This window comes from Nisaea sp., from assembly GCF_017640745.1.
GTDB lineage: Bacteria > Pseudomonadota > Alphaproteobacteria > Thalassobaculales > Thalassobaculaceae > Nisaea.
Genome location: NZ_JAEPQA010000019.1, coordinates 1 through 21,025 on the forward strand (window position 1 = coordinate 1; position 21,025 = coordinate 21,025).

At 63.9% G+C, this 21,025-nt stretch carries 16 protein-coding genes and 1 tRNA gene; 5 read left to right on the plus strand and 12 right to left on the minus strand.

Annotation, left to right across the window (positions count from 1 at the left end):
• Positions 1–52 precede the first annotated feature (52 nt).
• Positions 53–391 (minus strand): P-II family nitrogen regulator, encoded by a 339-nt coding sequence (locus JJ959_RS13935; RefSeq protein ID WP_292884556.1) that lies wholly within the window; start codon positions 389–391, stop codon positions 53–55.
• Positions 392–730: 339 nt separating this feature from the next.
• Here JJ959_RS13935 and JJ959_RS13940 point away from each other — a divergent pair, with 339 nt between their 5' ends.
• Positions 731–1,963 carry a UbiH/UbiF/VisC/COQ6 family ubiquinone biosynthesis hydroxylase gene (locus JJ959_RS13940; RefSeq protein WP_292884558.1) on the plus strand — a complete coding sequence of 411 codons (1,233 nt, stop codon included), beginning with the start codon at positions 731–733 and terminating at the stop codon, positions 1,961–1,963.
• 9 nt (positions 1,964–1,972) lie between these two features.
• Here JJ959_RS13940 and JJ959_RS13945 read toward each other — a convergent pair whose 3' ends face one another.
• The 5 genes from JJ959_RS13945 to JJ959_RS13965 all read right to left on the minus strand — a co-directional run bounded on the left by JJ959_RS13945 (position 1,973) and on the right by JJ959_RS13965 (position 4,822).
• The gene (locus tag JJ959_RS13945) at positions 1,973–2,347 is read right to left on the minus strand and encodes a DUF971 domain-containing protein (protein WP_292884560.1); all 375 of its coding nucleotides are present in this window, start codon (positions 2,345–2,347) and stop codon (positions 1,973–1,975) included.
• Between the two features lie 4 nt (positions 2,348–2,351).
• Positions 2,352–2,627, minus strand: a complete 276-nt coding sequence (locus tag JJ959_RS13950; RefSeq protein WP_292884561.1) for a Trm112 family protein — start codon at positions 2,625–2,627, stop codon at positions 2,352–2,354.
• Entirely contained in the window at positions 2,614–3,288 is a 675-nt protein-coding gene (locus JJ959_RS13955) for an LON peptidase substrate-binding domain-containing protein (protein WP_292884562.1), read from the minus strand. The genes JJ959_RS13950 and JJ959_RS13955 overlap by 14 nt, the downstream gene beginning before the upstream one ends.
• A gap of 19 nt (positions 3,289–3,307) precedes the next feature.
• Complete coding sequence (trxA, locus tag JJ959_RS13960; protein WP_292884564.1) at positions 3,308–4,213, minus strand: thioredoxin; 906 nt, start codon at positions 4,211–4,213, stop codon at positions 3,308–3,310.
• Positions 4,214–4,279: 66 nt separating this feature from the next.
• A complete protein-coding gene (locus JJ959_RS13965) occupies positions 4,280–4,822 on the minus strand; it encodes a prolyl-tRNA synthetase associated domain-containing protein (protein WP_292884566.1) in 543 nt (180 codons plus the stop codon).
• Between the two features lie 214 nt (positions 4,823–5,036).
• Here JJ959_RS13965 and JJ959_RS13970 point away from each other — a divergent pair.
• A tRNA-Gly gene (locus JJ959_RS13970) sits at positions 5,037–5,111 on the plus strand.
• Between the two features lie 126 nt (positions 5,112–5,237).
• Here JJ959_RS13970 and JJ959_RS13975 read toward each other — a convergent pair.
• The 3 genes from JJ959_RS13975 to JJ959_RS13985 all read right to left on the minus strand — a co-directional run bounded on the left by JJ959_RS13975 (position 5,238) and on the right by JJ959_RS13985 (position 8,879).
• Complete coding sequence (locus tag JJ959_RS13975; RefSeq protein ID WP_292884568.1) at positions 5,238–7,331, minus strand: TonB-dependent copper receptor; 2,094 nt, start codon at positions 7,329–7,331, stop codon at positions 5,238–5,240.
• Between the two features lie 187 nt (positions 7,332–7,518).
• The gene (locus JJ959_RS13980; RefSeq protein WP_292884570.1) at positions 7,519–7,959 is read right to left on the minus strand and encodes a hypothetical protein; all 441 of its coding nucleotides are present in this window, start codon (positions 7,957–7,959) and stop codon (positions 7,519–7,521) included.
• 68 nt (positions 7,960–8,027) lie between these two features.
• A complete protein-coding gene (locus JJ959_RS13985) occupies positions 8,028–8,879 on the minus strand; it encodes a DMT family transporter (RefSeq protein ID WP_292884572.1) in 852 nt (283 codons plus the stop codon).
• Between the two features lie 237 nt (positions 8,880–9,116).
• Between JJ959_RS13985 and JJ959_RS13990 the strand changes: the two genes are divergently transcribed.
• Positions 9,117–9,353, plus strand: a complete 237-nt coding sequence (locus tag JJ959_RS13990) for a DUF465 domain-containing protein (protein ID WP_292884573.1) — start codon at positions 9,117–9,119, stop codon at positions 9,351–9,353.
• 5 nt (positions 9,354–9,358) lie between these two features.
• Here JJ959_RS13990 and JJ959_RS13995 read toward each other — a convergent pair whose 3' ends face one another.
• The gene (locus JJ959_RS13995) at positions 9,359–12,685 is read right to left on the minus strand and encodes a response regulator (RefSeq protein WP_292884574.1); all 3,327 of its coding nucleotides are present in this window, start codon (positions 12,683–12,685) and stop codon (positions 9,359–9,361) included.
• Between the two features lie 317 nt (positions 12,686–13,002).
• Between JJ959_RS13995 and JJ959_RS14000 the strand changes: the two genes are divergently transcribed.
• On the plus strand, positions 13,003–17,862 hold the full coding sequence (locus JJ959_RS14000; protein ID WP_292884576.1) for an NAD-glutamate dehydrogenase: 4,860 nt from the start codon (positions 13,003–13,005) through the stop codon (positions 17,860–17,862).
• A gap of 16 nt (positions 17,863–17,878) precedes the next feature.
• Positions 17,879–19,171, plus strand: a complete 1,293-nt coding sequence (locus JJ959_RS14005) for an MFS transporter (protein ID WP_292884578.1) — start codon at positions 17,879–17,881, stop codon at positions 19,169–19,171.
• On the opposite strand, the gene JJ959_RS14010 is transcribed toward JJ959_RS14005, so the two are convergent.
• Positions 19,137–20,225, minus strand: coding sequence for a site-specific DNA-methyltransferase (locus JJ959_RS14010; protein ID WP_292884580.1), 1,089 nt, complete (start codon positions 20,223–20,225; stop codon positions 19,137–19,139). The genes JJ959_RS14005 and JJ959_RS14010 overlap by 35 nt on opposite strands.
• Before the next feature lie 148 nt (positions 20,226–20,373).
• Positions 20,374–21,015: a ribonuclease HII gene (locus JJ959_RS14015; protein ID WP_292884581.1), complete on the minus strand. Its 642-nt coding sequence runs from the start codon at positions 21,013–21,015 to the stop codon at positions 20,374–20,376.
• Positions 21,016–21,025 lie beyond the last annotated feature (10 nt).

Here is a 21,025-nt window from a genome sequence, read left to right on the forward strand (position 1 = left end):
GTGTTGGATGGGAGGGGTGCCGCCGGATCGGACGATCGGCGGGCATAGCTGGTTAGACGGCGTCTGCCCCGGTTTCGCCGGTGCGAATACGCACGACATCTTCGACAGGTGAGACGAAGATTTTGCCGTCGCCGATGCGACCGGTATTCGCTGCCTTCTGGATGGCCTCCACCACCTGTTCCGCCAAGTCGTCCGGCACCGCCACTTCGACTTTGACCTTCGGAAGGAAATTCACGGCGTATTCCGCGCCGCGATAGATTTCAGTTTGCCCCTTCTGCCGTCCGAAGCCTTTGACTTCACTGACCGTCAGCCCCTGGATCCCCAGAGCGGTCAGTGATTCGCGGACCTCGTCAAGCTTGAAGGGCTTTACGATTGCCATGATCAGTTTCATGCCGCCCAACCTTCTCCTGTTGTGCTTTGCCGCCCACCCGTCACCGGGATAGGCGGATGTCTGCGCACCGCAGATCGGTCGAGTTATTACAAATAGCGTGCCGAAATTCGTAATTCTGGAAATTACCATATATATCAATGTATTAACTGATTATTGGGAAATCCGGAAATTCGCTAAGCTTATATTTTGTGCATAAATTTTAGGCACGAATGTAGCCGTGATGTAATTTTGTGCATCGCAACAGGAGATGCGACAAAGCGCGCGGGACCTTGTTTGACGGCTCCGGCCCTGTATCTTCGCTGGCACCCATTAGATGCGGTCAGCCGGAGAAAAGGCGTCATGAATCACCCGGATTGCGATGTCCTGATCGTCGGCGGCGGCTTGTCGGGCATGTCGGCCGCCCTGGCGCTACAGGCGACCGGCCTGAGCGTAACGGTGATCGATCCGGTCCCGGCGGAGGTTCAGGCCGCCGCGGGATACGACGGCCGGACCACGGCGATCTCCCAGAGCAGCAAGCGGATGCTGGACCGGCTGGGGGTATGGCAGGCAATGCCCGAACCGGCCTGCCCGATCGGAGATATCCGGGTGCAGGAAGGCGGCTCGCCCCTGTTCCTGCAATTCGACCGCGAGGATGCCGGTCCGGAGGCTATGGGCTTCATCGCCGACAACGGTTCCCTCAAGGCCGGACTCTACCGTCAGGCCGCCGGCAAGGACGGCCTGACGGTTCTGGCTCCCGCCTCGGTCGCCGCGCTTGAGGGCGGGAGCGGCTCGGTGACGGCAACACTCGAGGACGGCAGACACGTTACGGCCCGTCTCGCTTTGGCCGCCGACGGGCGCCGCTCGCCGACGCGACGCCGGGCCGGGATCCGGGCAACCGAGTTTTCCTACGGGCAGACCGCGATCACCTGCACCGTGACCCATTCCCGCCCGCATAATTACGTCGCCTACGAGCATTTCCGGCCCGCCGGCCCCTTTGCCATGCTGCCGCTGATGGACGCGGAGGACGGAAGCCACAGATCCTGCCTCGTCTGGAGCGAGCGCACGGCGACGGCAGAGGCGCTTCTCAAACTGTCGGACGCGGAATTCGACCGGGAACTCGCGGACGCCTTCGACGATTCCCTCGGCGAGCTTCACGTCAGCGGCAAGCGCTGGGGCTATCCGCTCGGCCTTATCCATGCGGAGCGCTATATCGGCAACCGTCTTGTCCTGATCGGGGACGCTGCGCACGGCATTCACCCGATCGCCGGACAGGGCTTCAATCTCGGCCTGCGCGACATCGCGGCTCTGGCCGACACGATCGAGGATGCGCTGCGGCTCGGACTTGATATCGGCTCGGCCCCGATTCTTGACAAATACCAGCGCTGGCGCCGCTTCGACGTGATGTCCCTGATTGCGGCGACGGACGGGCTGAACCGGCTGTTCTCGAACAATTCGGCGGCGGTGAAGCTGCTTCGCGATGCCGGCCTCGGCCTCGTGCAGCGGATCGGGCCGCTGAAGCGCGCTTTCATGCGCGCCGCCATGGGAACGGCGGGAGACCTGCCGCGCCTTATGCGAGACCCTGCACAGCGCTAGGGCCGCGCTTCACGGCTCGCGGCTAAGGCCGGCCTCTTCGAGTTCCTTCAGGTAGCGTGCCCAGATCTGGTCCTTCTCAGCGCCGAGCTTGTGGAGATAGCGCCAGGTATAAATGCCGCTGTCATGCAGGTCGTCGAACTTGATCCGGACGGCGTAATTTCCGACCGGTTCCATGCCCATGATGTTCACGTGCGCACGGCCGTGCACGAGCTTCTTTTGCGACGGCACGTGGCCCTGCACCTCGGCCGAGGGACTCTCGACCCGGAGCAGTTCCGCCGGAATGCTGAAGCTCTCGCCGGTGTCGAAATCGATCTCAAGGCATTTTTCCGCAGATTGAACGCGGATCTCGGTCGGCCAGATCTCGGTCGCGAAACTCTCGCTCATGGTCTCAGTCCGCCCTCTTGCCCGAGCCGGCCGTCATGGCGGCGGCACCTTCGGCCACCGGATCCCCGTTCTCATCGAGAGACCGCGCCTCGTCGGGCAGCATGATCGGCACGCCGTCGCGGATCGGATAGGCCAAACGGGCCTGCTTGCTCACCAGTTCCGACCGCTCCCGGTCATAGGTGAGCGGCGCCTTGGTGATCGGGCAGACCAGAATTTCGAGCAGCTTCGGGTCGACTTCGCGTTCCGCAGAACCGGCCGCGGACTTGTCAGTGCCGTGCATATTCCTCGTCCCTCAGATCGTGGACCGCCATCTCTAGCAGGGCCAGCATGGTGTCGCCACGTTCCTGCAGCGTCGGCGCCTCCAGCAGCGCCTGTTTCTCCAGCGGTCCAAAGGGACAGACCATTGCGAGCGTCGTCAGCAGCTGGATATCCGCGGCATTTTCGATCGACTCCCAGTCGGCGCGGATGCCCTGGACGGCGAAATAGTCCTTGAGGCCGCGCATCAGGCGGGAGCGGTCAAGCACCAGCGTCTCATCCGATTTCTTGAAATCGTCGGCGAAGCTGCACCAGTCGGCGACCACGCGACGGTATCCGGAGCGGCTTTCCAGCTCCTGTTCGACATGGAAGCGCGCGACCCCCGTCAGGGTGATCAGGAAGCGCCCGTCCTCGGTCTCGGAAAAGGAGGTGATCCGGCCCGCACAGCCGGTCCGCTGCAGACAGGGAGTGTCGGCCTCGCCTGCCTCGGCCGGCTGGATCATCCCGATCAGCCGGTCGGTGGCGAGCGCGTCCTGCGTCATCACGAGATAGCGCGGCTCGAAGATATTGAGCGGAAGTTTGCCGCCCGGCAGCAGCAGGACGCCGGGCAGGGGAAAGACCGGAATGCAGGCAGGCATGTCCTCCAGGTTCGGAGAAAAAGGGCTGCGCGACAGGGTATCCGGCATTTCCTTCAGACCTCCATATTCAGGAAAACAGGACGGCGGAGAGTTTCCGGCGGCCGTCGACCGTGACCGGGTCGGTATGGCCGAAGGCCTCGAAGAACTTGACCAGCTGCTTGCGCGCCTTCTGCTCTTCCCACTCGCGGTTCAGGCGAATGCTCTCGATCAGGGCATCGACCGCGCCTTCCCGGTCGCCGCCGGCGAACAGCGCCATGGCAAGGTCGTAGCGGGCCTGGTGGTTTTTCGGATCGGCCTCGATCGCCGCGAGCAGCTCCGCCACTTCGCCGGCATCGACGCTCTCGCTCGCCAGTTCAAGCGAGGAGATCGCCGCATGAACCTCCGGCGCCTTCTTGAGCTGCTCGGGAAGCTGATCGATCACCTGCTGCGCCTGCTCGACCTGGCCGAGCGCCACGAGGGCCCGGATCAGCCCGGCATTGCCGCGGACATTCTCCGGATCGTGCTGCACGACCTGGCTGTAGATCCCGCCGGCGCCCTGGGCATCGCCCGCCTCGAGCATCTGGTCCGCCGCGTCCAGCGCCTCGTCGAGCGGCGACTCGCCCGCGGCTCCGCCGGTCAGGCGCTTGACGAACTCACGGATCTGGCTTTCGGGGAGGGCACCCTGGAACCCGTCGACCGGGCGGCCCTGGAAGAATGCGAAGACCGCCGGGATCGATTGCACCCGCATCTGCTGCGCGATGGCCGGGTTTTCGTCGATATTGATCTTCACCATGCGGACCGCGCCCTTGGCGTCGCGCACCACCTTCTCCAGCATGGGCCCGAGCTGTTTGCAGGGACCGCACCACGGTGCCCAGAAGTCGACGATCACCGGCGTCTCGCGCGACGCTTCGATCACGTCGGCCATGAAGCTGTTCTGGTTCGAGTCCTTGATCAGATCTGCGGCGTCCGGCGCGGCGTTGATGAGGGTTTCCATTGGATCGTCCGTTCTTTGCTTAGGGGTAAAGTTTGACCGACGGCTTCACTTGACAAGGCCCCCGCGTCATTCGGCGAGCGCACCGAGATCGAGAATCTCCGGCGCATAGCCGAGATCGGCCAGAAACGCCTGCAGGCCCGCGGGAGAGACCGCGATCGTCATTTCGTTCGAGAGCGGATGATAGTTCAGCGGATCGAACTCCAGCATCTCCTTGTCGAGCACCACATTCACCTCCCGGCCGGTATCGTTGATCAGGGCGAAGGGAGAGACCGCCCCCGGGATCACGCCGAGATAGGTCATCAGCCGGTCGGCGCTGCCGAAAGACAGCCGCGCGCCGCCGAAGGCCGCGCCGAGCTGCTTCAGGTCGATGGGCCGGTCCTCGAGCGTGACAAGCAGCCACATCTTGCCCTTGCGATCCCGCAGGAAGAGGTTCTTGCAGTGCCCGCCTGGAAGCTCTCCACGCAGCGCCTTGCTGTCCTCGACGGTGAAGAGCGGCGGATGCCGGTGCAGATCGTAGGCGACGCCGGTTGCGTCGAGATGGGCCAGTAACTGCTCCGGCGTCCTGGGGGCCGCCCGGGTCTCCTCGGAGGCTGATTCACTCTCTGCCATGGCACGATCCACTCTCGATTTCATTGTCCGGCAGCACCGGCAGCGCCCTCCGGGAGCACAGGAAATAGCCGGAAAAGCCGGAAAAACCAAGGGTTTCGTGCTCACTCCGGCATTCTCGGGAGGCCCCGAAAAAAAATGTAATTTCGAGGCTTGCATTGCCAAGAACAGTTTGTATTATCGCGGCCTCTTCACGGCGTCACCGACGCTGCTGGATGCGGGCGTAGCTCAGGGGTAGAGCACAACCTTGCCAAGGTTGGGGTCGTGAGTTCGAATCTCATCGCCCGCTCCAAATTCTCTCAGGAGAAGTGAAGACAGAGACGATGAAAGCGGCCCTCCGGGGCCGCTTTTCGTTTATGTGCCCCAGCTTGACCGAGAGGCGGGAGAGCCGGCACGCCCGCTCCCCCGCATATCCGGCTCAGAAGCGCGCCGTCGCCCGCAGATAGAAGGACCGACCCGGCTCATCGACCTGCACCTCGGTCGCATCGAACGAGTTCGAGCGATTGAGGTGATAGGCATAGTCCCGGTCGAACAGGTTGGTGACCCCGACCCGAACCTCGAACGGCGTGAATGTCTCGACCGAGGCGTAGAGATCCTGGGTGAACCAGGCGGGAGTCTTGTCGGCGTCACGCCCGGAGCCCGTGCTTGGGTCGTCATCCACCCGGGTCTGCTTCAGCGCACCGCGGAAGACCGTGCCGACCTCCCAGCCATCGCCCCGATAGGCCAGCGACAGACTGCCTTCGAGCGGCGGGATCTGGGCCAGCGGCCCGTCCTCGTCGAGATTCTCGCCGTAGGTATAGGTCGCGTCGCCCGCGAGCACCCAGTTTCCGGCGAAGCGATAGTCGCCGCTCACGGTGAGGCCGGACAGCAGCGCATCGACGTTGCGATAGACCGTCGCCCCGTTCGAGAGCAGGACCCCGCTCTGGCCGCGCGCGCTGTCGCGGAGAATGAAGTCGCTCACCCGGTCGACATAGGCCGTCGCGCCGAACGACCAGCCGTCGTCGCGGGTCGAGAGGCCCGCCTCGAGCTGATGGTGCGCCTCCGGCTTGATATCCGGATTGCCGACCCAGCTGCTCGCCATCATGTCGGAGGCCATGGAACGCTCGGTCGCGTCGGCCGTGCGGACGGACCGGCTGAACCCGGCATGGAGCACGGTACTGTCCGTCAGATCGTATTCCAGCCGCGCGAGACCGCCGAAATTGTTCTCGGAACGATCGTCCCCGGTCTCTCCGTAATACATCCGGTAGAGGTCGTTCGGGCTGCGCCCCTTCGAGGCGACGACCTCGTCCGCCCGCCCGAGGCTGGCCTCGACACGGTCGTAGCGGCCGCCGAGCACCAGCCGGGTCTTCTGGGCGACATCCATCGTGCTCTCGGCGAAGAGGCCGAGCTGGCCGATCTCCGTATCCGGCCACATGAGGGAATTCAGCGTATTCACATTGCTGTCCGACATGCCGGAATAGCGTTCCGCCTCGCGCCGATTGTGCTGGTAGTCGAGCCCGACGGTCAGGGCAGCCGATCCGACGGCAAGATCGGCGGCAAGGCTGCCGCCGAAGGTGTCGGACTCGGAATCGACCCGCATCGCCATCGGCGCCGTACGGGTCCGCAGCGAGTAATTGTCCATCACATGCTCGACGCCCGTTGCGAAACCTTCGGCACGGACTTCGGTGAACGACCCGGCGGCGACCGGAAGTCTCACCTTGCCCCGCAGGGTTCGGGAATCATCGACCGGCGCATCCATCGCGGCACCTTCGAAGAGCGCGTCCTCGGTGCTTGCAAAACCGGCGCCGAGAGAGACCGCGGCGCCGTCGTCCTTTTCGTACCCTAGGACGGTGTCGATCGAACGCTGCGAGAAGCTGGAGCGGACCTCGTTGCCATCCCCGTCATCGTAATTGTCGGCCTCCTTGGCAGCGCCGACCACTCGGGCATAGGCGCCGTCGCGTCCGGCCGCCACATCGCCGAAGGCATCGCGGATATTGCCGTTCGACTCCCAGCCGCCGCCGGCCTGTCCGCGATATGATTTCCCTGTCTCGAAGACGGGCGCGAGGCGTTGGAAGTCGATATGGCCGCCCGGCCCGCCGGCTCCCCGGGTGACACTCTGATAGCCTTGCGAGACAGTGACCTGGTCATAGGTCTCCACCGGCGCGAAGGAGGCCGGCGGATCCATCCGGTTCGGACAGCCGCCGTAGATATAGGCGCCGTCCGTGGTGATGTTGAGCTGGTTGCCCTGCATGCCGCGGATCACCGGATCGATGCCGTGCCCGCCCATCCGCACCCCGGATATCCCTGGCACGCTGCGCAGGAAGTCGCCGCCGTCGGCAACTGGCGGGCTGGACGGGCTGTGCGGAGGCAGCACGGATTGGGAAGGTTCGGAAAGCCAGGGGGCCTCGATCACCAGTTTCGGGAGGGACGCAGCCGCGCTGCCTTCCGTGGAGGATTGTGCCCGCGCATCTACGGCCGGCAGCGCCATGGCGGCGACGGCAAGGCCGAGCGGTATCTTCTTTCGAATGCTCATTGAGTTCACTTTCGATCTGCAACCTGAATGTCGGAATGCCCCGAAACCTCGGTCCGCCGCCCATGCACCCGGCCGGACCGGACCGCACATAAGTGCGGTCGACACCGGGAGTTCGCAGGAACGACGGCACGCAACGGCCGATCGGCCGTTCCGCGCGAAACGCAGGCTAACGGGGATAACTGGAGGTTCAGGAGAGGATCGGAGGCGCCCGGGAGTGGAACGGAGCCCATCCGGCCCGGCCGACACGCGCCAGAAGCGCGATGGCTCTTTCGATACGGGATGAGCTGCCCGAGGGTCCCACCGCTGGCAGCTCCGGCAGAAGCGCAAAGGCGCTGCCGGAAAGATGCAAACACGCCGGACAGAACGGTGTGGCGAGATCCGGTGCACCACCATCGCTCTCGGCGGGGGAAGCGGGACGGATCCCTCCGGCGGTACAGATTTCCAGGGCCGCGCGAATAACGGCGTCGCGACCCTCGAACGGCAGCGCGTCGACCGCAAGAGCCTGGCCAACACCGAGGCCAAACCGCATCAGCACCAGTGCCGCCGCAAACAGCGCGACGAACTGGCGGCGGAGCGTCCCCCGGCTTGCCGCGGGATTATGGTGGCTATGACGGCACTTCACGGACATGGGAGTCCAATATCAATCCGGCCGCGGGCGATCAATTGCCGGATTGCCGCAGGCTCACGCCGGGAATTCTACCCGCCGAGCGATCCGCGGGCTTTCCGCCGCGCAAGTACCGCCTCACGATGGCTGATATAGGCGGTCGAACAGAAGATCACCGCGCCGCCGAGCCAGACCCATATGGTGGGTTCCTCTCCGAACAGCAGGAAGCCCATGACTGCGATCAGCGGCAGCTTGATGAATTCGAGCGGCTGAAGCTGGGTGATTTCGGCGAGACCGCAGGCCCGGGTCCAGCACATGTGGCCGAGCGTGCCCGCGCCGGCGAGACAGAAAAGCCAGAGCCAGGTCATCGGATCCGGCCAGGTCCAGTAGAACAGCGCCGGTACGAGGGAAAGCGGGCTCTGCAGCAGTACCATCCAGAGCACGATCGCTTCCGGCCTCTCGGTCGCCGTCAGTTTCTTCACCACCAGCGCGGTGATGGAGATCCCGACCGCGTTTCCGAGCGCCAGCAGCGCACCCGGCGTTATCGCCTCCATCCCGGGGCGGAGCACGATGAGCATGCCGACGAAACCCGCGGCGAGCGCCGCGACGCGGCGCGCCCTGATCACTTCTCCGAGCACCAGAACGGCGCCGATCGTGGCGAAGAGCGGCGCGGTGAAGCCGAGCGCGGTCGCCTCTGCGAGCGGGATCATGGTGATTGCCGCGAAGCCCGCCGCCATCGCAACCAGGTTGATCGCCGCGCGCAGCCCATAGAGTCCGTATTTCTCCGTCCGCAGCGCGCCCAATCCCTGCCGCATGATCCAGGGCGCCATCAGCACGACCGCGAGAAAATTGCGGAAGAACACGACCTCCAGCACATGCAGGGTCTCGGAGGAGAGGCGGATGAAGAGCCCCATCGAGGTGAAGAACACCATCGCCGTACTCATGAGGAGAGTTGCCCGTAACGTCGCGGGCAACCCGGAAAAAGCGGCGATGAAACGCATGTCGGTGAAGCCTGAGAACAGATTGACCCGCCGAGACTATCGCGGCCCTTACCGCATGACCAGCGCTCAGGTCCCGAACAAGATCCGGCCGACAACTTGACCTGGATCAAAGAAGCGGCGGCGGCGACATGCTCCTATTGTCAGAGCTAATGACGGCAATGACCAACCCAGGAAACGAAAATGTCCCACGTCCCGCACGAGCTCGCAGAAGAATTTCCGGAAGCGGCCGACAAGATCCACGAACTGAAGATGAGCAATGCTCATTTCGCCAAACTGGCCGACGCCTATCATGAGGTGAACAGGGAAATTCACCGGATCGAAGCGGAAATCGAACCGACGTCGGACGCCTATGCCGAAGAGCTCAAAAAGAAGCGGCTGGCGCTGAAAGACGAGGTCGCGGGCTTCCTGAACGTCTGACCGGGTCAGACGGACGCCAGGTCTTCCTCAAGCAGGCCCTTCTTCGAGAGATGCGCACGCGTCGTATCGAGGGCCTGCTTGAGTTCACTCTCAAAACGCGTCCGGAGCGGTTCTTCCTCCGTATTCGTGGGCATACCGGACCGGAGCCGCGATTCCAGCTCCGCCGCCGCGGCATTCAGGGCCGTCAGGCCGAGATTCCCTGCGACTCCCTTGATCTGGTGGACAAGCCGGGATGCGGCGATGTAGTCGCCGCTGTCCATCAGACCTCCGAGCTTGTCGGCATTTCCCGCATTCTGCCGGCAGAACTCGTTGAAGAGCCGCCCGGCGAGTTCGTCCGATCCAAGCATCTTCGCGGTGCGCTCAAAAGCTTCGAAGCCAGCACCCTCATCGCCTGCATCCGAGCCGGCGGAGCGGGCTTCGGCTTCGGTTCCGGCCTCCGTTTCGGCCTCGAACGTGATTATCTCGAACTGACCCGAGCGCACGCCGGCAAGCACCTGATAGAGCTTCTCTTCCTCGATCGGTTTTGCGATATGGGCATTCATTCCGGCTGCGAAACAGCGATCGATCTCGGACGAGATCGCATGAGCGGTCGCCGCGATGATGGGGAGGCTGCCAAAGCGGCCGTCCGCCCGAATCAGGCGCGTCGCCTCGATGCCGTCCATAACCGGCATCTGGATGTCCATGAGAACGGCATCGTAGTTCCGCGGACCGCCGGCGGTTACCGCTTCCACCGCGAGCTGGCCGTTGGCGACGAGTTCCACCTCGACCCCGACGCGGCGCAGAAGCGCCTCGATGACCTGTTGATTGATCGCATTATCTTCCGCAACCAGCACCTTCATGCCCGAAACCCGTGCCGGGAGCGAATCTGACGGATCGTCCTCGACCTCACGGTCTTCTGCAAGAGCGCGCAGCAGGCGCAACAGCCGCTCCAGCGCGATCGGCTTCGTCAACACACCGCTCAGGCCGGCGGCGCGTGCCTGTTCCGTCAGACCTTCCGCGTTTGCGCCGGTAACCAGAACAACTTTGGGCGGAGCGCCGCCCCCCCTATGGGTTTCCCGGATCATCCGCGCGGTTTCCAGACCATCGGCCTCCGGCATGATCCAATCGAGGACCACGAGGTCGAAACCTTTTCCTTCGCGCCGGGCCTTGTCGATGCGCGCAAGCGCGGCCGGTCCGGACTCGGCTTCCTCCACATCGAGTTCTATCGATCGGAACATGCCTGTCAGGACGATCCGCGCCGTCTCGCTGTCATCGACGACCAGAATTCTCCAGTTCCTGAAAGGGGCGTTCGCCCGGTCGGCCGTCAGCAAGGGACTGACGGATGTCCGGAACGGGAGGGTGACATGGAAGACGCTGCCTTCGCCGGGCGTGCTTTCGACCCAGATCCGCCCGCCCATCCGCTGAACGAGGTCGAGGCAGATCGAAAGTCCGAGGCCGGTGCCGCCAAATTGCCGCGTCGTCGAGACATCGGCCTGCGCGAACGGTTTGAAGATCCTTTCGCGCTGCTCCTCGGTCATGCCAATGCCGGTGTCTTCCAGCCTGAAATGCAACTCGACCCGATCGTCGGCCATCTCTCTCGGCTTGACGTGAAGCCTGACCGACCCCTGCCTGGTGAACTTGACTGCGTTGTTGCAGAGATTGGTCAGGATCTGAGCGACCCGGAGCGGATCGCCATAGAGATCCAGCGGCGTATCCGGATCGACAAAGACGCCGAACTCCAGCCCTTTCTCGACCGCCATGTCCCGTGCAATCCCTCCGGACTGCTCGATGACCTGGCGGAGGTTGAAATCGGTGGCGTCGATTTCGAGCTGACCGGCCTCAATCTTCGAGAAATCGAGGATGTCGTTGATGATGCCGAGAAGGATCTGCGAAGACGAAACGATCTTCGCGACAAAGTCGGTCTGCGTTTCGTTCAACTCGGTCCGTTGAAGCAACCGCCCGAGACCGACGATGCCGTTGAGGGGTGTGCGGATCTCGTGGCTCATATTGGCAACGAAAGCGGACTTGGCGCGGCTCGCTGCCTCTGCCTCTTCCTGACGCTGCTTCAGTTCGGTAATGTCGACCCGGAAGGAGAGAAACCCGCCGTCCGGGGTCTTCGAGTCCTGGATCCGGATCCATCGACCATCGGGAAGAAGCTGTTCGGCAACTGGCCCGGGTTCGTCGAACTGCCGGAGCCGCATCGCGATCCATTCCTCCTCGCGGCCGACGGCTTCCGGAATTTCCCCTTCGTATGCCGATACGCGGATGATCTCCTCGAAACTCCGCCCCGGAATCATCGTCCGGCGCGTGCTCGGGTACAAATCCTTGAAGCGCTCGTTGCTGAGCACCAGACGCTTCTCGCTATCGTATAGGACAAAGGCGCCGTTCATGGCGTCGAGCGCGATACGCAGCCGGCGCTCGGCTTCGGTTGCCAGTTCCTTGGCGGCAATCAGTCCCGCTTCCTGCGCCGCCAGCGTCTGAACGTCCCCTCGCCGGCGCTCGTGATAGATGCCCAGACCCGCGACCGGCGCCGCAATGGCAAGTCCGATCAGAAGGACCGGGAGCCAGATCCGCAGATAGATTCCGTTGGGGACGATCCAGCCGCCTTTCGGCCGCCCGGCAAACACCCATTCGCCAACCGGAAGACTGACCGGCTGCAGGACAGGGTCGGACCGGAACAGCCTTTCATCGCCGTAGAAGACGCCCCCGTCGAGGCCCTTTCCGTCGCGTCCGCGGATCGCGAATTCGAACGTCATCTCCGCGGCCTCGCGAGGAATCCCCGCGGCAGCGTAGAGCTCCTCTACATCGATAACGGCGGAGACCAGACCCCAGAAGCTCTCGCTCCCGTCGGCGTTCTTGGCGAAAACCGGATAACGCCCGATCACCGCGACACCGCCCTGAAGCAGGTTCAGCGGGCCGGCCATCACCAGGTCGCGCGCGTCCCGGGCCGCGAAGGCTGCAGCCCTTTGCGCCTCGTTCTTGCGGTAATCGAGGCCAAGCGCGCCTTCATTGCCTTCACGCGGGTAGATATAGCGCAGCACCAGATCCGGAGCGGCACCGATGTTTCGCAATTGCAGACGCCGGGTGAAGAGCCGTTCGGCAATCTTGTAGAACTGGTCTCCCGTCATCTCCGGATTGGCCGAGATCGTCGCCGCAAGCCCGCCGACAAGCCTGATGTTCGACGCAATGATGCCTTCGAGGCGGGTCCTCAGAAGATCCAGCTCGCTTGAGATCTCCTGACGCGCCTGTGCTTCGTGCGCCCGCCGGGCCTCGACCGAGAGATAGCATCCGATGCCAATAGCGGCGGCGAAGACCAGCAGCGCCGGCACCATCGCTAGAATCCGAATTCGCATTGGTCCCTGTCTCGCAAAGTGGCGCACGGGCGCACGCGCCCTGAATCTGTTCGTCTGGATGATAACCGGTTTGGTTCGATCATATGCTCCGGCGCGTTACCAATCCCTTAAGACCGGCAGTCTAGCCCGGTTTCGGCCCGACGGGACAAACACATCAAAACGATATCGCAACGACTCCGCCGTTGCCGGGGAGATTTCGCCGTTGGGACCGGTATGTCCCTGAAATTCAATAATTTGGCGTTTCTCAGGCATGGGCAAATGGAGTAGCCTTCGAAGAAGGGACTGGGGCCAGACTTACGGTGGCGGGAGGAAATCGCATGCACGATAAGCTGCACACCCTGAAACAGGAACTGATCGACGGCTTGATCGCGCTGCTGCAGGACCGGGTCGCCAAAGACAAGCAGGCGGAAGCGGAAAGCTTCGTGCGGCAGTTCTATGCGAATGTCGCGCCGCAGGACATTCTCGACGAAGAGCCGGAAGATCTGCTCGGCGCGGTGCTCTCGATCTGGGAATTCGGCAAGATCCGCGCGCCGGGCAAAGCCACCATCAGGGCCTATAACCCGCGCTTCGATTCGACCGGCTGGCAATCCCCGCATACCGTCATCGAAATCATCAACGACGATATGCCGTTCCTCGTGGATTCCGTGACCACGGCTCTGATTTCCCAGGATCTCACAGTCCATCTCGTGATCCACCCGATCCTCGCGGTCGAGCGCTCGAGCGATGGCAAGCTGGAGCGCATCCTGGAGAGCGGCGCGGCCGGCGATGGAAATCTGCGCGAATCCTTCATGCAGCTCCGGGTTTCCGAGCAGACTTCGGCCGAGGTGCTCGCCGATATCGAGCGGGAGCTGCACTCGGTCCTCGAGGACGTCCGCTGCTCCGTCGAGGACTGGCGCATCATGCGCGAGAAAGTGCTCGACGTCGTGACGGAGATCGGCGCGCGGCAAACGCCGCACAACCGCGAGGAAGTCAGCGAGGTCATCGATTTCCTGCGCTGGATCGAGGACAACCATTTCACCTTCCTCGGCTATCGCGAACTCGATTATGTCGGCAGCGGCAAGAACGCCAGGATGCAGGTGGTGGACGGTTCGGGCCTCGGCATTCTGCGCAATCCGGAGGTCGGCGTGTTCGACGGCCTGCGCGAGCTCGGCCGGCTTCCGGAAGACGTCCGCAGCTTTCTGACCAGCCCGGACCTGCTGCTGATCATGAAGGCCAACCGCAAGGCGCGGGTCCATCGTGCCGTTCACATGGACACGATCATCGTCAAGAAGATCGACGAGACCGGCAAGGTCACCGGCGAACACCGTTTCATCGGCCTCTTCACCTCCGTCGCCTACAATCAGCGGCCGAGCGATATCCCGATGCTGCGTCAGAAGGTCCACCGGATCGTCCAGCGCGGCGGCTTCGCGCCGGACAGCCACGATGCAAAGGCGCTGGTCAATATCCTGGAAACCTATCCGCGGGACGAGCTGTTCCAGGCGAGCGAGGACGATCTTCTCACCACGTCGATCGGCATCCTGCATCTCCAGGAGCGGCAGAAGACGGCGCTCTTCGTCCGTGCCGATCCCTTCGAACGTTTCGTTTCAGTAATTCTTTTCGTCCCGCGCGATCACTACACCACCCAGATCCGCGAGCGGTTCGCCGAAATTCTTTCGAAGGCTTTCGACGGCACCATCGCCGCGTTCTACACGCAGATGTCGGACTCCGTTCTCGCCCGCCTTCATTTCATTATCAAAACGGAGCGTGGTCAGGTTCCCGAGGTCGATCTCGCGGAGCTCGAACACCGGCTTGCCGATACCGCCCGCTCCTGGGCCGACAAGCTGCATCAGGCGCTGGTCGAGGCCCGTGGAGAGGAACGCGGAAACGCCCTGCTCCGGCGCTATCGCAACGCCTTTCCGTCCTCTTACAGGGAGACCTATTCGGCGCAGGGCGCGATCTTCGACATCGACCGGATCGAGGAAACCCTGTCCGACGGCCGCCTGGCGATAAACCTGTTCCGCCCTGTCGGTTCCGGCGACCGGGAGCTGCACCTGAAATTCTTCCATCGCGATACGCCCGTCCCGCTCTCGGACGTCATGCCGATGATCGAGAATATGGGCGTCCGGGTACTCAGCGAACGACCTTACGAGGTTTCCTCGAGGGATCTCGGCAACGCGGTCTGGATCCACGATTTCGAGATGCAGCTGAAAGGCGGACAGGCCGTCGATGTCGCCCGGATCCGCCAGCCGTTCCACGATGCCTTCGAAGCCGTCTGGACCGGCAAGATGGAGGATGACGGCTTCAATATTCTGGTGCTGCAGGCGGGCCTGACCTGGCGGCAGGTATCGATGCTGCGCGCCTATGCGAAATACCTGCGGCAGGCCGCCTTCACCTTCTCCCAGACCTACATGGAGGAGACCCTGGCGGAGAACGCACCGATCGCCCGGCTTCTGGCCCAGCTCTTCGAGGCGCGTTTCGACCCGGCGAGAGACGGGTCGAAACGGGCTTCGGAAGCCGATGCCGTCTCCGCGGAGATCGAGGCCGCACTCGACAATGTGGCCAATCTCGACCAGGACCGGATCATCCGTCGCTACCTGAACCTGATCCGGGCGACGCTGCGGACGAACTATTACCAGCCGGACGCCGCGGGCCAACCGAAGCCCTATATTTCCTTCAAGCTCGACAGCCAGGCGATCGAAGACCTGCCTCTGCCACGCCCGCTGGTCGAGATCTGGGTCTATTCGCCACGTGCCGAGGCCGTGCATCTGCGCGGCGGTCGGGTCGCCCGCGGCGGCATCCGCTGGTCCGACCGGCGGGAGGATTTCCGCACCGAAATCCTCGGCCTGATGAAGGCGCAGCAGGTCAAGAACGCGGTCATCGTCCCGGTCGGCTCCAAGGGCGGCTTCGTGGTGAAGCGTCCGCCCGCGGACGGCAGCCGCGAGGCCATGCAGGCCGAGGCGATCGAATGCTACAAGACCATGATGCGCGGGATGCTGGACATCACCGACAACATTTCCGGCACCGACATCGTGCCGCCGGAAATGGTGATCCGGCACGACGAGAACGATCCCTACCTCGTGGTTGCCGCCGACAAGGGAACGGCGACTTTCTCGGATATCGCAAACGGAGTCTCCCAGGAGTACGGCTTCTGGCTCGACGACGCCTTCGCCTCCGGCGGGTCTGCCGGCTACGATCACAAGAAGATGGGCATCACGGCCAAGGGCGCCTGGGAATCGGTGAAGCGCCATTTCCGGGAAATCGGCGTCGATATCCAGACCACGGACTTCACCGTCGTCGGTGTCGGCGACATGAGTGGCGACGTCTTCGGCAACGGCATGCTGCTTTCCAAGCACATCCGGCTCGTCGGCGCCTTCAACCATATGCACATCTTCTTCGACCCGTCCCCTGACGCGGCGAAGAGCTGGGCCGAACGCAAACGGCTGTTCGACCTGCCGCGCAGTTCCTGGACCGATTACGACACAAAGCTGATCTCCAAGGGAGGCGGGATCTATGCCCGCTCGGCGAAATCGATCGATGTCACACCGGAGATGAAGACAGTCCTCGGCGTGAAAAGCGACAAGATCACGCCGAGCGACCTGATCCGCGCCATGCTGACGGCGAAGGTCGACCTGCTCTGGTTCGGCGGCATCGGCACCTATGTCAAGGAAAGCGGCGAAAGCAATCTGGACGCGGGAGACCGGGCCAACGACGCGCTCCGGATCAATGCCCGGGACATCGGCGCCAAGGTGGTCGGCGAGGGTGCCAATCTCGGCGTGACGCAACGCGCGCGGATCGAGTTCGCCCTCGGCGGCGGACGGATCAACACCGACGCGATCGACAATTCCGCCGGCGTGGACTGCTCGGACCACGAGGTCAATATCAAGATCCTGCTCGGCGCCGTCGTCGCGGAAGGCGACATGACCCGCAAGCAGCGCGACAAGCTGCTGGAGGAGATGACGGACGAGGTTGCCGACCTGGTGCTGAAGGACAATTACGACCAGAGCCAGGCCCTGACGATGGCGATGGATGAAGGCACCGCCCTGCTCGACGCCGAGACGCGGCTGATCCGCGAGCTTGAGCGCAGCCACCTCAAGCTCAACCGGGCGGTCGAGTTCCTGCCGGATGACGAGACCCTGGCCGAGCGGATGGCCGCCGGCCGCGGACTCACCCGCCCGGAACTGGCGGTGCTGCTCGCCTATGCCAAGATGGAGCTCTATGACGAGATCCTGCCGTCCGAATTGCCGGACGACCCGATGCTGGCCGAGGATCTGATCCGCTACTTCCCCGCCCGGGTGCACAAGACCCTGGCACCGGTCATCCGGGAGCACAGGCTGAAGCGCGAGATCATCGCGACCTATGTCGCCAACAGCATGATCAACCGGGTCGGCGCGACCTTCGTCAACGCGGTGCGCGAGCAGACCGGCGACGGCGCACCCGACATCGCGCGCGCCTATATCGTCGCCCGCGACGTCTTCGCCATCCGGCAGCTCTGGTCTGCGGTCGAGGATCTGGACAACAAGGTCTCGGCGGACGTGCAGACCCGGATGCTGCTCGATATCAAGCATCTGGTGGAGCGAGCCGCCGTCTGGTTCCTGCGCAACGAGCGGCGTCCGCTCGACCTGCAGAACCTGACCGGAACCTATATCGAGGGCATCGCCGAACTGACCCAGAGCCTCGACAAGGTGCTGACGGACACGCACCGCGACGTGGTCGCGAAGAAAGCGGCAAAACACGAGGCCGCCGGGGTTCCGAAGGACCTTGCGCGCGGGGTCGCGAGCGCCGATGTGCTGGTCTCCGGCTGCGATATCGTCCGCCTCTCACGGCAGACCGGAGAGAGCGTGCCGCGGGTGGCCGAGGTCTATTTCGCCCTCGGCAACAAGTTCTCCATCGACTGGCTCCGCGAGCGGGCCGACCTGGTGGTGGCCGAATCCCACTGGCAGAAGATGGCGGTCTCGGCCGTGGTGGACGATCTCTACAATCACCAGTTCCAGCTCGCCCAGACCGTGCTCGGCGAATGCACCGAGGCCAAGATGAAGAAAGCGGAGGCCGAGAAGAAAATCGACAGATGGGCCGCCTCGCGCAAGGAAGCCTCGGAGCGGATGAGCCGGTTGCTTGCCGACCTCCGCGCGGCGGACGGCGTCGATCTCTCCATGCTGGCCGTCGCCAACGGCCAGTTCCGTTCCCTGCTGGCCCACTAGACGGGCAGGCGCGGGAGTGAGCCCGGCTGGAAGCGGACCCCCGGGCGGACGCCGCGCGGCGATTTCCTGGTGCCTGTTCGACTGGGCGAACTCGCCGCTGCCGACGGTGATCATCACCTTCGTCTTCTCGGCCTATTTCGCCCGTGGTGTGGTTGGGGACGAGGTCGAGGGCACCGTACTCTGGAGCCAGGCTCTGACCATTGCCGGGCTCGCGGTCGCAATCCTGGCGCCGGTGCTCGGCGCCATCGCCGACCGCTCAGGTCCCAAGAAGCCCTGGATTACCGGCTTTTCCCTGCTGGCGATCCTTGCCGCGGGCGCACTCTGGTTCGTCCACCCGGATCCGGGCGACACGATGCTGGCGCTCATCGCCGTCGGGCTGGTGCTGATCGGGACAGAATTCGCGAACATCTTCTACAACGCCATGCTCGGCGGCATCGCACCACCCGGAAAGCTGGGCCGCATCGGCGGATGGGGCTGGGCGCTCGGCTATCTCGGTGCCATTGTCTGCCTGCTGATCGCCCTGTTCGGCTTCGTGCAGGCGGAAACACCGCCCTTCGGGCTCGACAAGAGCGAGGCGGAGCACGTCCGGGCGACGGCGCTGCTCGCCGCCGGCTGGTTCGTACTCTTCTCGATACCGCTCCTGCGCTACGTCCCGGACGATGCGCACACGCCGCTGCCTGTGCTCAGGGCGGCGCGCGAGGGTCTGGCGACGCTCTGGGCAACGCTGCGAGGACTGCGCCGGCATCGGGATATCTGCATCTTCCTGGTCGCGCGTATGCTCTATGCCGACGGGCTCGCCACCCTGTTCCAGTTCGGCGGCCTCTATGCCGCCGGCACCTTCGGCATGAGCTTCGCCGAGATCATCCAGTTCGGCATCGCCCTCAATGTGACCGCCGGAATCGGCGCCTTCCTCTTCGCCTGGGTCGATGACTGGATCGGCGCGAAGCCGACCATTGCGATCTCTCTGGTCGGCCTGATCGGTTTCGGCTTCGCGGTTCTGGTGGTCGAGGATGTCGCCTGGTTCTGGATCTTCGCTCTGGCGCTCGGAATCTTCGTCGGCCCGTCGCAGGCGGCGAGCCGTACGCTGCTGACGCAGATGGCGCCCGCGGCGGTAAGGGCGCAGATGTTCGGGCTCTACGCCCTCTCCGGCAAGGCAACGAGTTTTCTCGGCCCGGCCCTGCTCGGCTGGGCCACGGTCGCGTTGGGCAGCCAGCGCTGGGGCATGGCGACGATCCTGCTGTTCTGGATCGCCGGCCTTGCCCTGCTCGCGTTCGTCAGGCCCGCATCTCCGCGCGGACCTGCTGCCTGAAGACGTCGATCGGAACCGGGTTTCCGCCGCGGTCGACATGCCAGAAGGTCCAGCCGTTGCAGGCCGGCGCCCCCTGGACCGCCGCGCCGACGGAATGGATCGAGCCCTTGGCGCTGTCGGAGACGAGGGAGCCGTCCGGGCGCACCTTGGCAAACCAGCGGCGGCGCTGATCGAAGAGCACCTCGCCCGGGCGCAGCATGCCGCGCTCGACGATATTGCCGAACGGCACGCGCGGCTCGGTCCGCTTGCTCTCGATCTTGAGCAGGCTCTCGTCCTCGATCCGCTTCACATGTGCGATACGGTTCATGGCGATCTCGGCATATTCCTGCTCGCGCTCGATGCCGATGAAGCGGCGGCCGAGCTTCTTCGCCACGGCGCCGGTGGTGCCGGAACCGAAGAACGGGTCGAGCACGACGTCGCCCGGCTGCGAGGTGGAAAGCAGCACGCGGGCGAGCAGGCTTTCCGGCTTCTGCGTCGGATGCGCCTTGCGGCCGTCCACCTTCAAGCGCTCGGAGCCGGTGCAAAGCGGCAGCAGCCAGTCGCTGCGCATCTGCTGGTCGTCGTTGAAGGCCTTCATCGCCTCGTAATTGAAGGTGTAGCGCTTGCTCGACTCGCTCTTGGCGCACCAGATCAGGGTCTCGTGCGCATTGGTGAAGCGCTTGCCGCGGAAGTTCGGCATCGGGTTCGTCTTGCGCCAGATCACGTCGTTCAGGATCCAGAAGCCGAGATCCTGCAGGATCGCGCCGACCCGGAAGATATTGTGATAGCTGCCGATGACCCAGAGCCCGCCATCGTCCTTCAGCACCCGGCGCACGGCGCCCAGCCAGCCACGGGTGAACTGGTCGTAGGCCTGGAAGGTCTCGAACTGGTCCCAGTGGTCGTCGACCGCGTCCACCACGGAATTGTTCGGCCGGACGAGTTCGCCCTGGAGCTGGAGATTGTAGGGCGGATCGGCGAATACCAGATCCACCGAATTCTCGGGAAGTTTATTGATTTGTTCGATGCAGTCGCCGACCAGAATCTGGTCCAGCGGCAGCCTGATTTGTGCCGTCATTTGGTCCGTCCGTGCCAAGGAAAGGTCGGCGGAGTCTCCGGTATCCGCGGAATCCCGTCAAGACAGCGATGTCTTTTTACTAAATAGAGTCAAATACTTACAAGACGAACACCAGATGTTGTGTGATCGGCGGGAGCGGTCCGGAGCTCTAGCGGGTCCGAACGGCCGAAACAGCCTCGCGCACGGGCCGGAAGGAGCGGCGGTGATGCGGGGTCGGACCGAGGGTCGCGAGCGCGGCCAGATGCTCGGCCGTTCCATAGCCTGCATTGCGCTCCCAGCCATAGCCCGGATGATTCTCGGAGAGCACGGTCATGATGGCGTCGCGGTGCACCTTGGCGATGATCGAGGCGGCGGCGATGCTTGCCGAGAGCTGGTCTCCCTTGATCACGGTCCGCGCCGGCATCGCGAGCTTCGGCAGCCGGTTACCGTCGATGAGGCAGAGATCCGGCTGCGCGCCAAGCACGGTCCCGAGCGCCTCGACCGCGCGGCTCATTGCCAGGAAGGTGGCCTGCAGGATGTTGATCCGGTCGATTTCCTCGACCTCGGCCATCCCGATCCCGAACGGAATGGTCTCGCGCAGCCGAGCCGCGATGGCATCCCGTCTGGCGATGGAGAGCTTCTTGGAGTCGTTGACCTCGGCGATCAGGGGGTCAGCGTAGAGCGACGACGGAATGCAAGCGGCTGCTGCGACGACAGGGCCCGCAAGAGGTCCACGACCGACTTCGTCGATCCCCGCGACGAGCGTTCCGCGATCACCTCCGGCATCGATTTCGAGGCTCAGATCGGGCAAAAAACTCATT

Coding starts and splice junctions, on each gene's coding strand:
- JJ959_RS13935 (WP_292884556.1), bottom strand. CDS start 391: ATGAAACTGATCATGGCAATCGTAAAGCCCTTCAAGCTTGACGAGGTC.
- JJ959_RS13980 (WP_292884570.1), bottom strand. CDS start 7,959: ATGTCCGTGAAGTGCCGTCATAGCCACCATAATCCCGCGGCAAGCCGG.
- JJ959_RS13985 (WP_292884572.1), bottom strand. CDS start 8,879: ATGAGTACGGCGATGGTGTTCTTCACCTCGATGGGGCTCTTCATCCGC.
- JJ959_RS13965 (WP_292884566.1), bottom strand. CDS start 4,822: ATGGCAGAGAGTGAATCAGCCTCCGAGGAGACCCGGGCGGCCCCCAGG.
- JJ959_RS13950 (WP_292884561.1), bottom strand. CDS start 2,627: ATGCACGGCACTGACAAGTCCGCGGCCGGTTCTGCGGAACGCGAAGTC.
- JJ959_RS13990 (WP_292884573.1), top strand. CDS start 9,117: ATGTCCCACGTCCCGCACGAGCTCGCAGAAGAATTTCCGGAAGCGGCC.
- JJ959_RS13940 (WP_292884558.1), top strand. CDS start 731: ATGAATCACCCGGATTGCGATGTCCTGATCGTCGGCGGCGGCTTGTCG.
- JJ959_RS13975 (WP_292884568.1), bottom strand. CDS start 7,331: ATGAGCATTCGAAAGAAGATACCGCTCGGCCTTGCCGTCGCCGCCATG.
- JJ959_RS13945 (WP_292884560.1), bottom strand. CDS start 2,347: ATGAGCGAGAGTTTCGCGACCGAGATCTGGCCGACCGAGATCCGCGTT.
- JJ959_RS13995 (WP_292884574.1), bottom strand. CDS start 12,685: ATGCGAATTCGGATTCTAGCGATGGTGCCGGCGCTGCTGGTCTTCGCC.
- JJ959_RS13955 (WP_292884562.1), bottom strand. CDS start 3,288: ATGCCGGATACCCTGTCGCGCAGCCCTTTTTCTCCGAACCTGGAGGAC.
- JJ959_RS14010 (WP_292884580.1), bottom strand. CDS start 20,225: ATGACGGCACAAATCAGGCTGCCGCTGGACCAGATTCTGGTCGGCGAC.
- JJ959_RS14000 (WP_292884576.1), top strand. CDS start 13,003: ATGCACGATAAGCTGCACACCCTGAAACAGGAACTGATCGACGGCTTG.
- trxA (WP_292884564.1), bottom strand. CDS start 4,213: ATGGAAACCCTCATCAACGCCGCGCCGGACGCCGCAGATCTGATCAAG.